Origin of the sequence: Vibrio splendidus (genome assembly GCF_001557875.1) — a bacterium.
GTDB lineage: Bacteria > Pseudomonadota > Gammaproteobacteria > Enterobacterales > Vibrionaceae > Vibrio > Vibrio splendidus_F.
Window position 1 is genome coordinate 307,684 of record NZ_LNRF01000002.1, and the last position, 14,680, is coordinate 322,363.

General features: G+C 44.6%; 11 protein-coding genes. 5 read left to right on the plus strand and 6 right to left on the minus strand.

The window, feature by feature from the left end; translation table 11 throughout:
• The first annotated feature begins 182 nt into the window (after positions 1–182).
• The 3 genes from ATB74_RS09070 to ATB74_RS09080 are packed head-to-tail and all read left to right on the plus strand — an operon-like array spanning position 183 to position 3,867.
• Complete coding sequence (locus ATB74_RS09070; RefSeq protein ID WP_061018062.1) at positions 183–1,559, plus strand: DASH family cryptochrome; 1,377 nt, start codon at positions 183–185, stop codon at positions 1,557–1,559.
• Positions 1,556–3,127: a cryptochrome/photolyase family protein gene (locus tag ATB74_RS09075; protein ID WP_061018064.1), complete on the plus strand. Its 1,572-nt coding sequence runs from the start codon at positions 1,556–1,558 to the stop codon at positions 3,125–3,127. The genes ATB74_RS09070 and ATB74_RS09075 overlap by 4 nt, the downstream gene beginning before the upstream one ends.
• Positions 3,127–3,867 carry an SDR family oxidoreductase gene (locus ATB74_RS09080; protein WP_061018066.1) on the plus strand — a complete coding sequence of 247 codons (741 nt, stop codon included), beginning with the start codon at positions 3,127–3,129 and terminating at the stop codon, positions 3,865–3,867. The genes ATB74_RS09075 and ATB74_RS09080 overlap by 1 nt, the downstream gene beginning before the upstream one ends.
• 146 nt (positions 3,868–4,013) lie before the next feature.
• Here ATB74_RS09080 and ATB74_RS09085 read toward each other — a convergent pair whose 3' ends face one another.
• The 6 genes from ATB74_RS09085 to ATB74_RS09105 all read right to left on the minus strand — a co-directional run bounded on the left by ATB74_RS09085 (position 4,014) and on the right by ATB74_RS09105 (position 11,976).
• Positions 4,014–4,898, minus strand: coding sequence for a PA4780 family RIO1-like protein kinase (locus tag ATB74_RS09085; protein ID WP_081090095.1), 885 nt, complete (start codon positions 4,896–4,898; stop codon positions 4,014–4,016).
• A 161-nt stretch (positions 4,899–5,059) separates the two neighbouring features.
• Positions 5,060–5,194 carry a DUF2256 domain-containing protein gene (locus ATB74_RS23765; protein ID WP_081090094.1) on the minus strand — a complete coding sequence of 45 codons (135 nt, stop codon included), beginning with the start codon at positions 5,192–5,194 and terminating at the stop codon, positions 5,060–5,062.
• A gap of 231 nt (positions 5,195–5,425) precedes the next feature.
• Positions 5,426–9,142: an SbcC/MukB-like Walker B domain-containing protein gene (locus ATB74_RS09090; RefSeq protein WP_061018068.1), complete on the minus strand. Its 3,717-nt coding sequence runs from the start codon at positions 9,140–9,142 to the stop codon at positions 5,426–5,428.
• Between the two features lie 5 nt (positions 9,143–9,147).
• Positions 9,148–10,401: an exonuclease subunit SbcD gene (gene sbcD / locus ATB74_RS09095; protein ID WP_061018070.1), complete on the minus strand. Its 1,254-nt coding sequence runs from the start codon at positions 10,399–10,401 to the stop codon at positions 9,148–9,150.
• Between the two features lie 227 nt (positions 10,402–10,628).
• A complete protein-coding gene (locus ATB74_RS09100; protein WP_061018073.1) occupies positions 10,629–11,285 on the minus strand; it encodes a glutathione S-transferase family protein in 657 nt (218 codons plus the stop codon).
• Between the two features lie 196 nt (positions 11,286–11,481).
• Positions 11,482–11,976 carry a GNAT family N-acetyltransferase gene (locus tag ATB74_RS09105; protein ID WP_155645136.1) on the minus strand — a complete coding sequence of 165 codons (495 nt, stop codon included), beginning with the start codon at positions 11,974–11,976 and terminating at the stop codon, positions 11,482–11,484.
• A 296-nt stretch (positions 11,977–12,272) separates the two neighbouring features.
• Here ATB74_RS09105 and ATB74_RS09110 point away from each other — a divergent pair, with 296 nt between their 5' ends.
• Together ATB74_RS09110 and ATB74_RS09115 are read left to right on the plus strand one after the other, a co-directional pair.
• Positions 12,273–13,568 (plus strand): sensor domain-containing diguanylate cyclase, encoded by a 1,296-nt coding sequence (locus tag ATB74_RS09110; RefSeq protein ID WP_061018076.1) that lies wholly within the window; start codon positions 12,273–12,275, stop codon positions 13,566–13,568.
• A gap of 211 nt (positions 13,569–13,779) precedes the next feature.
• On the plus strand, positions 13,780–14,523 hold the full coding sequence (locus ATB74_RS09115; RefSeq protein WP_061018262.1) for a class I SAM-dependent DNA methyltransferase: 744 nt from the start codon (positions 13,780–13,782) through the stop codon (positions 14,521–14,523).
• Positions 14,524–14,680: the final 157 nt, after the last annotated feature.

Consider the following 14,680-nt stretch of genomic DNA (forward strand, 5'->3'; position numbering starts at 1 on the left):
CGATTCCTAAAATCATCATGCATTGCCAACCTCTATCGGTATTATTGGTTGGCTTGATACCCTGCTCAACCCCCTTATCCTAACCGAAATCTGCTATTACCCACTTAGAGTAGCCATTTGTGATCTTGTCAGCTTATCAACTCGTAAGCGTCTAATAATTAACAAATCGCCGAGTGGAAGTAATGAAAAAGATTGGTCTGTATCTTTTTACAAACGACTTAAGAATCAAAGACAATACGCTACTTTATCAAGCAAGCCAAGTCGTCGATGAGCTCGTTTGTGTCGTCGTCGAACCGGTTCTGCCTCACTACTCTTCACAGTTCGCCCAAGAACAACAATATGGCGCTCACCGCACAGCTTTCATTTCACAATCGATAAGCGATCTTAAGACTAACCTGAGCGACCTAGAACAAACACTCATCGTCCTTAGACAAGACCAAGACAAAAGCGATAACGTTAAAGACTCGCTCAAAGAGATTATCTCTACTCTAAATGTAACTCGCCTCTTTGCGAATGCTCATTGTGGCTACGACGAGCAACAACTAGTGCAATCAACGTTGGCTGACTGCCCGAACTTAACTGTGATTCAAGCTCATAACTCGACTCTGTTTGAGCTCGATGACTTCACTTTTACGTTAGACAAATTACCCCGCTCGTTTACCAAATTCAGAAAACTCATCGAACACTTGGCCATCGATACACAAAGTTTGACCATAACGACGTTACCACCAGCACCAGAATCAACAATTAAGTTACGCCGTCATCTAGAATTCTCCCTTATTAAGACGAACGATTTGACGAGCGAGCTGAGCTTCAAAGGCGGTGAAACATCGGGGTTAGTACATCTCGACCACTACTTCTCACATGATTACGCGAGCCGCTATAAACAGACAAGAAATGCATTGGACGGCATCGAGAACTCGACCAAGTTTTCACCGTGGCTCGCATTAGGTTGTGTCTCACCAAAAACAATCTGCAGACACCTCACGCGCTTTGAGTCGCATCTTGGTTCCAATGATTCAACCTACTGGATCTATTTCGAGCTGTTATGGCGAGAGTATTTTTATTGGAAGTGCATGTCGTTGAAGGCATCGTTATTTACAGGCTCATACACAAACCCCGTTGTAGCAGAGAGTAGCAAGCAATCGGCAAGCCCTAACTTTTCCAAGTGGAAGAGGGGTAACACCAACTACCCGATTGTCGATGCATGTATGCGCCAACTTAATGCGACTGGCTACATGTCCAATCGTGGAAGGCAGTTAGCCGCAAGCTGTTTGATTTACGAGTTGGGCGTCGACTGGCGACACGGCGCAGCCTATTTTGAAAGCCAGCTTGTCGACTATGACGTGGCATCTAACTGGGGAAATTGGGCTTATATCGCCGGGGCTCTCAATCAACCCGCCCGCAACAACCAGACGAAAAACCAATCACAACCTAAATCACGCCATTTTGATTTGGCCAAGCAAACTAAAATGTACGACCCAGACCATGCCTTCATCAATCAATGGACAGGCGGTAACGCGGTCACAACAAGCCTCACAAACCAGGACGCATTATGAAATTTAAAACGGTACGACTTGCATTAGGTGACCAACTCAACATTGAGCATTCATGGTTTCAACAAGTTGACGATGACGTTATTTACATCATTGCTGAGCTCAAACAAGAAACGGATTATGTTGCCTCTCACATTCAAAAAGTGGCCGCTTTTTTCTGTGCGATGGGTTACTTCGCTGACGAATTAAAAGAACAAGGCCATCAAGTACTGCACCTAACCCTTGACGACACAACGCAATTTGAAAACCTAGATTCACTTCTAAAGCACTATGTACACGAATTCGGCGCAGAGAAATTCGAATATCAAAGGCCAGATGAATATCGCCTTTTAGAGCAGATGAACAAGCTCAAACTCACCAATGCAACCAAAGGTTGTTATGATACAGAGCACTTCCTCTTTCCATTCGAGGAGATCGAACAACAATTTCCGAAAGACAAACACATCATGATGGAACACTTCTATCGCCGAATGAGAAAGCGTTTCGACATTTTGCTAGAAGACGGAAAGCCCGTTGGAGGCAAATGGAATTACGACGCGAACAATCGAAAGAAACTCAAGAAACAAGACATCGAAAACCTGCCTCAGCCGCTGATGTTTACCAATGACATAACCGAAATTTTGCAGCGTATCGAACGCCACCAAGTGCAAACCATTGGTCAAGTCGGTAGCCAGTTATTATGGCCGGTGAACCGGGCACAAAGTTTGTCTTTGCTCGCTCATTTCTGCCAAGTTTGCTTACCGTTATTTGGGCAGTTTCAAGATGCGATGACAACAGAACACGACTCTAAATGGAGCTTGTATCATAGCCGCATTTCGTTTTCGTTGAACAGTAAACTGCTGAGCCCTAAAGAAGTGATTGATGCAGCACTTTCGGCTTACCAAGCATCCTGTCATCGAGACAGTTCTTCAAATAAACCAAGTATAGACATTGCACAAGTCGAAGGGTTTGTACGCCAAATACTGGGGTGGCGAGAGTACATACGCGCCGTCTATTGGGCAAACATGCCTGCTTACGCCAACAAAAACCATTACTCAGCAAACAATAACCTGCCCCATTACTTTTGGGACGGACAGACCAAGATGAACTGCATGAAGCATGCGATCGACCAGTCTCTTGAATTTGCTTACGCGCACCACATTCAAAGGTTAATGATCACTGGCAACTTCTGTTTAATCACAGGCATAGACCCTGACCAAGTAGACAGTTGGTACCTTGGTATTTACGTCGACGCGATTGAGTGGGTTGAAATGCCAAATACGCGAGGTATGGCACTGTTTGCGGATGGCGGGATCGTCGGAACCAAACCATACTCTGCCAGCGGTTCCTATATCAACCGCATGAGCGACTACTGCAAAGGCTGTCACTACAAGATAAAAGAACGCAGCGGCGAGCAATCTTGCCCTTTCAATAGCTTGTATTGGCGCTTTATGAACCAACACCGCGATGCGTTAAACCGTAACCCACGCATGGGCATGTTATATCGCTCTTGGGACAACATGGACGAGCAATCACAACAAGCGATTCTCGATACTGCAGAACAACGAATCACAAACTTGGAGAACTTATAATGGTGGAGCAACTCAGATTACACATATTGGTGGTCGGTGGGAGCGGCGGTATTGGTTTCGCTGTGGTTAAACACCTATTATCTGAGCTCTCTCGGTTTGATTTTCTTGATGTGCATGTAGACGCGACTTACTACTCTCAACAGCCGGAACTAGAAAACCGTCGCTTGAGCTGGCACAAAGTCGACGCCACCGACGAAGCTGATATTAAGCGCTTGAGTTCTGAGTTTGAACAACTTGATTGGCTGATCAACTGCGTGGGTATGCTCCACACTCCAGATCTTGGACCGGAGAAAAACTTGTCGTCCATCGACCCTGAGTTTTTCCTCAAAAACATCTCTGTGAATACCCTGCCCAGCTTGTTATTAGCAAAACACTTCACGCCGATACTTAAAGCGAGCGACAATCCAAAGTTTGCTGTGGTATCCGCAAAGGTTGGCAGTATTTCAGACAACAGATTAGGCGGTTGGTATAGCTACCGCTCATCGAAAGCAGCCCTAAATATGTTCATCAAAACCATGTCGATCGAATGGCAACGCACCATTAAGAAAGGTACCGTGCTGGCTCTTCACCCGGGCACAACAGACACCGCTCTATCGAAGCCTTTTCAGACCAATGTCCCTGAAGGCAAGTTGTTCGAATCGAGTTATGTCGCCCATCAATTGGTCGATATTATTCGCACTGCTAGACCTGATAACAGTGGGCACTTCTACGCTTACGATGGTGAGCAGTTAAGTTGGTAATTAATACCAGTGGCCGTCTTTCATGAGAGCTAAAAAAGAAAACCCAACAGAGCTGAGGCTCTATTGGGTTATTTTTTGAAAGAACGCCTCTGTTTTATAAGGCGTTTGGTTGATATCTAGCTAAAGATCAAAACTGATCATCACGATTACTCAACCCAATTGAACTTGCTATCGTCGACACCTTCTTTCTCTTCTTTCGCTCGCTCGCGTCGGTGTTGTTCTTCAATTCGCGCAGCGTCTATCTCTTGCATGATGGCTTCGATATCAGCCAAGTCGTCCGTTTCCGTAAACTCGCCCGTCAGCTTGCTGTCTGGCTTCAAGTCGCCTTTCTCGTACAGCGCCCACATTTCCTTGGCATACTCGGTTTTCGCCAATTCAGGGGCAAACTGAGCGTAGTAGTCACGGATGTTATTGATATCACGAGCCAACATCCACTCAGCATTGTTGTTCGCCGAAGCATCAACCGCTTGTGGTAAATCGATAATCACCGGCCCGTATTCATCCACCAATACGTTGAACTCAGACAAGTCACCATGGATCAAACCAACACACAGCATTTTAACCACATAGGTCATCATCACGGCGTGGTCTTCAATCGCTTGCTCTGCTGACATCACCACATCGTTCAAACGTGGTGCTACATAGCCTTCGTCATCAGTAACCAGCTCCATAAGCAGTACGCCATCAAAGCAACCATAAGGGACAGGCACACGAACGCCCGCTTCTGCCAGTTTATACAAGGCATCCACTTCAGCACTCTGCCACACTTTTTCTTGTTGCTCACGACCAAACCCAGAGCCTTTTTCCATCGCTCGAGCACGGCGGCTATTTCGGACTTTTCGGCCTTCACGATACGCGGTCGCTTTTTTGAAGCTGCGTTGGCTAATTTCCTTATATACCTTGGCACAACGGATCGTATCGCCGCAGCGTACAATGTACACCGATGCTTCTTTGCCACTCATGAGTTGGCTTGTCACCTCGTCGACCAAACCATCGTCAACTAAAGGCTGTATTCTTTTAGGTATCTTCATGCCGCCTTTATACATCACTTATCTTACAGATAGAAATATTAACTTGAGAAATGAATGACGAAACGATTAAAGGATCATCAAAATGATGACAAAGGAACGAAATATAGGAGTTAATGGGTTTAGATCATGAGGAATGACCTGATCTGTTCAAAAGTATGATACTAAGATTTATTACGACGACAACGTTCTGAACAGTAAATCACGTCGTCCCAACAACGCTGCCACTTTTTACGCCATGCAAAAGGCTTTTGGCAAACGGGACATGTCTTAGTAGGTAAATGGGACTTCTTATGCATGGCCGTTTCCTTTTTTATTGAGCCCACTTCCTGCGTTTACTAGAGATTCCCTATTATCACTTTAGGGAAAGGCATAGGCTTTTCAAACGTTCCTAACTTTAGGGAGTGACGGCTTAGTGATTAATCACGACTCCCGACTCCGTCATCCTCGAGAAGGAGGAACGACTGAGTCGGGGATCTGCTTCATCTAACTCTGGTTCTATTTCTGCACTGATAGAATATAGCAAGAACCTAAGCGACAACCTTGTACTGCTTCTCCATCTCACTCACACCTAGGCCAGAGTGTTTTGTTACTTTAAGCTGAACTGGCACCCGCTCTTTTAGTGCTTCAACGTGGCTAATGACACCAATCATCTTGCCTGATGCATTCAAGTTATCGAGCGCGTTAAGTGCAATGTCCAATGTGTCGCTATCCAGCGTACCGAAACCTTCATCCAAGAACAGAGAATCAATACTGGTTTTATAACTCACAAGATCAGAAAGCGCTAATGCCAACGCCAAGCTCACCAAGAAGCTTTCGCCACCTGATAACGTTTTAGTGTCACGCATCACATCACCCTGCCATGTGTCCAGCACTTGCAGCTCTAACCCATCGTCGGCTTTACGTTTTAGTTCGTAACGACCATGCAAACGCTGCAGCTGCTTGTTCGCAAGGTACACCAAATTTTCCAGCGTTAGACCTTGGGCAAACTTACGGAATTTGTCGCCGTTCTTAGAACCAATAAGTGAGTTAAGACGTGAGATATCATCAAACTCGACTTGTTGCTCATCGATTTGCTTAAACAGATCTTGTTGATTACTGCGGTTCTGGCTATCCGTTTCTAGATTTGCAGAAATCGCGCCGATCTTTGTTGCATGGCTTTGTTGTGCGTTTTGGCATTCAGTTGTAGTAAGTTCAACTTGCTGTTGGTCTTGCTCTTGCCATGCTTTAGCATTTGCGTGGTTTTGTAGCTCCCCTTGCGCCGCTTTAGCTGTGTTCAACCTTGCTTGCGCACTGACAATCGCTTCGTCTAAAGACTTCTTCAGGCTTTGAAGTTGAGTTCTAACCTCTTCATCCAACAACGCCGCTTCAAAATTAGTCTCATCTTCGAATGGGCTCATTTTCAGCGCTTCTAACCAAGCATTCGATGCTTGTGTGTAGCTCAATTGCTTACTGACCAACTCTTCAGAGAAGCTAATGTGTTTGGTTTGCTCGGTTCGATGTTCAAGTTCGCAGCGGTTAAGCACTAACTGCGTTGCATCAAATGCATTTACCGCTTCAGTGACTTTTTGCTTCATCGCATTGCTGGTGGCTTGAATATCTTTGTCGCCAAACAACTCTGTTCTTTCAGCAGTTACACGAGTGAGCTCTGACTCTAGAGACTCACTCTCTTGCGTCAGTGTCGCGAGCTCTTTCTCTGCGCTACTTAGCTTGTCGTCTAACGTTTTCAATTCGGCATTTTGAGTGATCAGTTGCTTCTCAATATCGGCCTGTTGCTGTTTAGTTTGCAGCCATGTGCTTGATGCTTGCAATTTCGCAGTAAACCAATCATCGATATATTCCAGCTCAGGCGCTTCGATAGCCGTTTGAACAATATTCTCTTTCAAAGAGCTCCATTGCTGCTCTTTCGCTTGAGCGATCTGAGCCACTTGCTCGTTAGTGCTGTGATTTTGCTTGTTCAGATCCGCTAAGCGTTGCTCGGCCAACTCAAGGTTAGATTGCGCTTTGTCAGCCATAACACTCACTGATAAGCGTTGTTTCTCAGCTTCGGCATAGTGCGCTTTAGCATCAGCCAACACTTTGAGTTGCTGCGCGCTTTGACTTAGTTGAAGCTCACACTGCTGAGCGAAGGTCGCAACTGTAGCTTCATTGCCTAAATCGTTAATCGTTAGCAGCTCCAGTTCAGGAGCCCTGCCAACGAAATCCGATAAGCTCTGCTGAAGCTTGCCAACAACGCCTTGCCAATTCAGTTGAGCCTGCTGAATATCCGCTTGAGCACGTTGAATGTCATCGTTAACTGCTACAATCATAGGGGCAAGAGAATCTAATTGCTGACGATGCTCTTGGCCTTCTTTTTTGATAGCCGTTAGCTCTAGGCTTTCTCTATCTTTTTGAGCAACCAAATTTGCAATGTCTTGCGACTGTTCAATCGAATGGTCTGTCGAACCACACAGTGGGCACTCAGATCCAGACTCCAAAGCTGCACGATATTTTGCTAATTCGCCTTCTTGATCAATCAAACGCGTTAATCGCTCAAGCGAAGTCTTTTTTTCTTGATATCGATCCGCCAGCACTTCACGCTCTTTCGAAAGCTTGCCACGCAGCTCCGTATTAGTTTGATGTGCCTGTGTTTTCACGTGCAGCTGTTGCTGGGCATTTAAGAAACCACGATTGATCTCAAGTAATGAGTGCGTATTGCGATTCCAAAACTCCAACAGATCTTTTTGCGCATGTAACAGCAACTCGCTGGTGTTACCTTGCAATGCTTCCCACTGTTGCTTTGCACTACTCTCTAGCAAAACCAATTCAGCTAAAGTTTTGTCTTGCGTTGCTTTAGCGTCTTGCGCAGATTTGATGATCGTTTGCTGAGCATCAACCGCAGACAAAGCTTGCTTCGCTGAGTTCAACTGTTCTGAATGCTGACGCTCTAGAGTGCGAACTTGCTCTACCTTTGCTTGCCACTGACCTAGATATTTTTCCAGATGCTGATCAGCTTGATGTGTATTTAGGTACTCAGTACTGAGTTGATCTTGTTGCTTCAGTGCATCTGTTTTTTGGACTAAAACAATCTGTTGATTGCGCTGCTGCGTATGTTGCTCGTTAAGCGTATTCGCTGCACTAACGGCCGCGGTTTGTTTATCTTTGAGTACGGCGATTTGGTTATCTAGCGGACGCACCAGATCGATGATCTTCTCTTGATCTTGTTGCTCGGTTTTTACCTGTTCGGCAATCGCACTGCTTTGCGTCAGTTTAGCTTGCGCGTCTTGCTTCTCTGCATCACGAATAGCAAGTAACTTGGTGCTGTTATCTAAGTGAGCTTGAGTGGTGTGCACCTCTTGTTCGCAACGCTTTAAGTCTTTGTGCATTGGACGCAACTTTTCAGCCGGCTCACTGTTTGCCAAGCGCTCTAGTGAAGGTTGGTTAAGGTCTAGTTCATCTTGAGCTGTTTTAAGATCGTGCTCACTGGTAGCAATAGTTTGCTCAGCTTTAGTCACGTCTTTCCACCAGCTGAGATGCGCTTGCCACTCTTTTAACTGCTCGGCTAAACGCTTCTGCTCGACTTCTAGCGTTTCACGCGATGCGGTCAGATCTTGGATTTGCTCTTCAGACAGTAAGCTCACACCTTCTGCTTTCGCTTTAAGGCGATTAAGCGACTCTTCACTTGACTTAAAGTGATCGTAGATGCGCTCAGAGATCAGGCTATAAACTTCGGTTCCAGTCAGCTCTTCAAGTAGCTCTGCGCGGTCGTTAGCATTGGCATTTAAGAAGGCAGCAAATTCGCCTTGAGATAGCATGATCGATTTAGTGAAACGAGAGAAATCCAGCCCCGTCACCTGCTCAACCAACTTGGTTTTCTTGGTCAGCATGGTCTCTAAGACTTTGTCGGTGTCAGCATCGGCAAATTCACACGTTGGCGTTTGTAATGCACCATCGTGTTTCCCACGCGCTCGCTTTTGATGGAAGTTAGAACGGTACGTTTTGCCCTGCACTTCAAACTCCAGCTCGGCGAAACACTCACCCGTGCCACGCGTCATTAATTCGTTGTTGCCTTTGGCAATGCTCTTTAAACGCGGCGTGCGGTGGAACAATGCCAAACAAATCGCATCAAGAATGGTGGTTTTACCCGCCCCTGTTGGGCCAGTAATCGCGAACAGGCCATTTTCCGCAAACGGTGATTGGGTAAAATCGAGCTTCCAACGGCCTTTCAAAGAGTTCAGGTTTTCAAATTCTAGGCTTAAAATCTTCATACTGGTTACTCTTCTACTTTGTTTGGCGCTTGAGCGCTCTCAGACACTTCAACCATCACTTGCTTAAACTTCACCGTCATGCGTTCTAAACGCGCTTTTTCAGAATCCGTTTCAAACTCTTCTAAGGCAATACGCTTGCTAAATACGTCCATCGGGCTCAGTTCAGATAAGGTTTCTGCTGACTCTTGCTCTAATGCTTGATTACGACGCTCTCTTGCTCGGCGTAATTGAAGTACTTCCACATTCAAACCTTCGGTTAATGCGCGCATACGCTCTTGTAGATCCGACAAGTAATCTTGCGCTTGCACTTCTATCGATAACCACACGCTTTGTTCGCTATCTAAACCCATGTATTGGTTCAGCTGAGATTCGATTTCGCTCAGATCACCTTTGATTTCGGCTAGGGGTTGGAACGTTGGAACTGGCAATTGAGAAATCGTGCGCTCACCTTCAACAAACTCAACTACACATATCTGCTTTTGAGATTTAAGTTCATCAAAGCTTAATGGGATTGGAGAGCCTGAATAACGAATGTATTCACGCTTTGCCACCACTTGTGGGCGGTGGATATGACCAAGTGCAATATAATCGGCATCTGGGAAGCCATCAGCGGCGAAACCATCAAGGTTGCCGACATAGATGTCGCGTACCGAGTCCGATTGTTGAACCCCCATCGCCGTTAAATGACCAGTAGCGATGATCGGCATGTGCTCGCTGTTTTCAAACGTCGCACGTTTAGCAACCGCCGCATCATAAACACTTTGATAATGCTGTTTGATCGCATCGCCGAGTTGTTTTTGGCGCTCAACGCCGGTGACACCCGCCTGACTGGTCAACACATCACGAGGGCGAATAAAAGGAATGGCACAAACCAGCGCTTCTACATCGCCGTTCTTGCCTTTTAGTTCGACAACCTGAGTCGCATGATCTTCATTGGTATTAGGAATCACGTCCGCACCCATGTATTTGAGCAGCTGTTGTGTCTCTTTAAGCACAGAGACTGAATCGTGATTTCCACCTAATAACACCAATTGGCAGCCAATCTTGTTCGAATCGACCACAAACTTGTTATACATCTCACGAGCGTAACTCGGCGGTGTACTGGTATCGAAAATGTCGCCAGCAACAATGATCGCGTCGATATCGTGCTCTGTAACTTGCTCAAGTAACCATTGTAAAAACCGTTCATGTTCATTCTTACGGCTTTTATTGTAGAAGTTTTGGCCAAGGTGCCAATCGGACGTGTGAAGAATCTTCATTGCTGCTCACTGGAAGTCTGTAATACCTTTAATCTACCAAAATAGTCGACATAATTCCCTTTTATAAGCTTGTGAAAACCAACTAATTTCAGGCTTTGTGCCAACTCCGTTCAGAGCGTGACCAATCGTTATTTTTGACATAAAAAAACCGCTCAACGTTAGAGCGGCTTTAGCCTCAAATAAGTGCAGCATGCCATTAAAATATATTTCACGTTATGATTATATTATTAACGCCCTTTTGCTAGGCCTGCCAGATAGTTGTTAGTTAAATAGAAGCAACTGAATTTCTCAATAAAGTCCGCAGGAACAGTTTTATCGGTCAAGCCAGATTCAATCAGCGCCGCTTGCCACTTCTGTACTTTCGGGAAGCCTTCAAGCATATCAAAACCAGAGCCTTCTTTAATTACTGACGCTCGGTGCAACAGTGGTAGCCAAGCGATGTCGACATTAGAGATGTAATCGCCTTTAAAGAAGTCACTGCTACCCAATTTATTCTCGGCCTTTTGGAAGGATTTTTGAAGATTCGCTAAACGCGTCTCAAAGGTTTCTTTATCTTTACTGCCCATTGTTCCACATTGTGGCATGTAATGTTTGCTTGCCTGATAAGACCAAGCACGGTCTAGTGCTTTTTGCTCGGCAGACACTTCTTCTATCGGCGCATATTTATCATCTAGGTATTCAACAATTGCATCTGACTCAAAAAGAACCGTTTCATTTTCTGTAATCAATACTGGCACTTGTCCGTTTGGCGAAATATCTAGGAACCATTGAGGTTTATTATTTAGCTCAATGTATTCAATTTCAAATGGGACATTTTTCATTACCAAAGCACCCATTACACGTTGAACGAATGGGCAGTTTTTAAAGCTAACAAGTTTAATCATGGTTGACTCCGAATTAGGTCATTATTGTCTATTCATACCCCTAAGACGCTCACCAAAATCAATAGACGAAAAATAATTCCAAATTTACAGAAATAATTAAAAGCAACCACCTTAAACAGTACATTCCACTTAGATTAAACCAGGGATAACAGCCCAAAATAAAAACCTGCGAAGTAAGTCGCTATCAAAGGATCTCTTAACGCAACTCAATACTCATAAACTGGCTGTGCGGGTCCAATATATAATCTGCAAATGGTTCACAGTATCCAAAGCCAAACTTTTCATACAGGTTACGTGCGGCCTTAAAGTAGTCTTCTGAACCTGTCTCTAAACTGATTGTTTGATACTGGCGAATGGCTGCAGTATCCAATACGTGTTGTAAGAGTTGGCTGGCAACGCCTGACTTTCGAGCAAACTGCGAGGTTCTCATCGATTTGAGTTCAGCGTGTTGTGTATTTAGCTCTTTAATGGCAACACACCCAAGCAGTTGGCTGTCTTTCCAAGCGCTGAAAAAGGTAATATCTGGCGACTTCAGCCCTTCCAGATCCAATGCATGAACGCTTTCGGCCGGCGAAGTTGCATACATATCAGCGAGGTGCTCTTCAAGCAACTCAACGACTTCCCCGCCCGATAAGTCATCAAGCTTAATTTCTATCGATGTGCTGCTTTTCAATCCTGTCCCGTTTTCCATAAAGTCGCTCGTTTTTGCTGCTAGTTTCATGATCTCAACATCCCTTGTTTAACTCACTTATTCGGCTTTCATCACTCACCAACTCTCCCCTTCATTACCAATGTTTTCAAAGGCTAGGTTAGAACCAGTAAAATTACTGATTAATCATTAAATTATAAATGCCATACTGAGCCCACCTAAATAGCATATTTTTATTATTGAGTCTCTTCATAAAAAGCGGCCAACAACACCTTTGTTGTAGCGATACAGAGGGAGCAACAGCTGTTTCAGTTTAACGAATAAGTAGTCCGGTCGATATGAGCATTCAAGTAGATTTAACCACCACAACACCCTGCCAGAACTTCGACTCCGCGCAAGGGCATATGACTCTACAAAATCACCGAATTATTGATGTCGACAATGAGATCGCCCGAATCTTTGGTTACCGAAGCCGGGAAGAGCTTTTACTGAACGTAGAATTTGTTTATGCATTGGTCCCTGATAGTTACCAAAACCTAGCAAAAAAGCGTTACTTAGAAGCAATAAAAGGTAAGCTCAACAAAGGCAAGTTGTATACAGATATTCCAGCCAATGACCGCAACATCTCTATCTTCTGCCTATCACATATTATTGAACTCAATGGCAAACCCGCGCTCAAAGTGACTATCATCGACATTACATCCGTAGTCGAAGCTCAGCGCAAACGTAACGAAACCGATCGCATGTACCGCAAGTTACTCAGCACATCAAAACAAGGGATCTTGATCCATAGAAACTTCAAGCCTTTAATGGTCAACCAAACATGGGTTGAGCAGCAAGGTGCAGGATCTATAGAACAAGTGCTTGCTATGGACTCAATCATATCCATTGTACCTGAAGATCAGCGCGAAGCTGCGATAAGACGCTGTGGCAATATTCTCGACGGCCATACACCGAACTTTAGTTCCGTGGTATCCAACCAGTGTTTCGATGGCTCCTATAAATACTTCAACCTCTATGACAACGTGATTAACTGGGAAGGTGAAGACGCCATTCAAGTGATTCTCGAAGAAGTCACAGACAAGGTCTTGTTAGAAAAAGAATTGTTGCACCGAGCTATGCATGATGACTTAACGCAGGTACTCAATCGACGTGCTATTTACGATTGGTTAAAAAAACCGGTTAATCAGCATATGGTGATGTCATGTATGTTGATTGATATTGATGACTTCAAATCGATTAACGATAGGTTTGGGCACACAGTCGGTGACACGGTCATTAAGCACTTAGCAGACACCATTAAAACTCACGTTGAATTGTTAGGGGGGGTAGTAGGACGATGGGGTGGCGAGGAGTTTATTGTGTTCATACCAAAAGCGAAGTCCGCGCATACCAAAATCATTGGCGAAAGAATCTGCCACACCTTCAATCAACATATCTTTTTTGGATTTAATCGCCACCAATTTACATCGAGCGTGAGTATTGGCGTCACCAACCAGTGCAAGTGCCACTCATCCAACACAATTAACACATTAATTCGCGTGACTGATGAGGCGCTTTATCTTGCGAAAACAAGGGGGAAAAACCAAGTCTCAGTTAACGACGACACGGTGTGCTATGAAGCACTTTCGTAATCATAGCGACCTCCTCTCATTCATAATCTGGAGATAGTTTAAATATACGTAAAGTCAGTCGACTAACTGCATGAATTGAACTCCACCGTCCACAATTAAAGTATAACCACCAACAATTAAAGCGCTTATATTGATCGATATTTGATTGCGTTCTCTGCATTTCGGTATATGATGCGCCACCCTAATTTTTCAGCTTATGCTGCAGGCAAACATGTCCGCCAACGCACTCTATACCGACCTATCCGGTTACTATGATTTAATGTGTGTAGATATTGACTACCAAGCGCAAAGTAACTGCGTACGTAGACTCCATCAAATCTTTGGAAATGAAGGAAAAACACACCTCGACTTAGCTTGTGGCACAGGCCCACACGTTCGTCATTTTATTGATTTTGGTTACCAAAGCGGTGGCCTAGATCTTAACAAGCCGATGTTAGACATCGCAGAAGTTCGCTGCCCAGAAGCCCAGTTCTCAGTACAAAACATGAGTAACTTTGAGGTCACTGAACCACTCGATCTTATCACTTGTTTCTTGTATTCCATCCATTACAACGATGGCCTAGAGAAACTTAAAGAGTGTATTGAAAGTGTACATCGCGCATTAAAACCTGAAGGCATTTTCTGTTTTAACGTGGTGGATAAAGACAAGATCAGTAACGACCTATTTGTTAGACACACAACAAACCAAGACAAAGACGATTTCACGTTCCGTTCTGGTTGGTATTACTCTGGTCAAGGTGATAAGCAAGCGCTAAAGCTTAGTATCGAAAAGACGACCGCGGGTGAAACTCAAGTGTGGAATGATGAACACCCGATGGTGGCATTCTCGTTTAAGGAATTAATCGAAATATTGAAGCCCTACTTCGAGGTTAATATATTCGAGCACGATTACGACAAACTGATACCTTGGGATACTCAATCCGGCAATGCGCTGATCACGTGTGTGAAAATCTAGAGAAGTCGATACGCAGCGAATTAGTCTAAACACATAGATCAACAAAGAACAATGCATCAGCTAACAATAAAGATAACACGAAATCAAATATAGAAATTCACATACAGTAACTAAGCATCAATCAACAGAGTAAACATATGGACTCAGCCTCGTATAT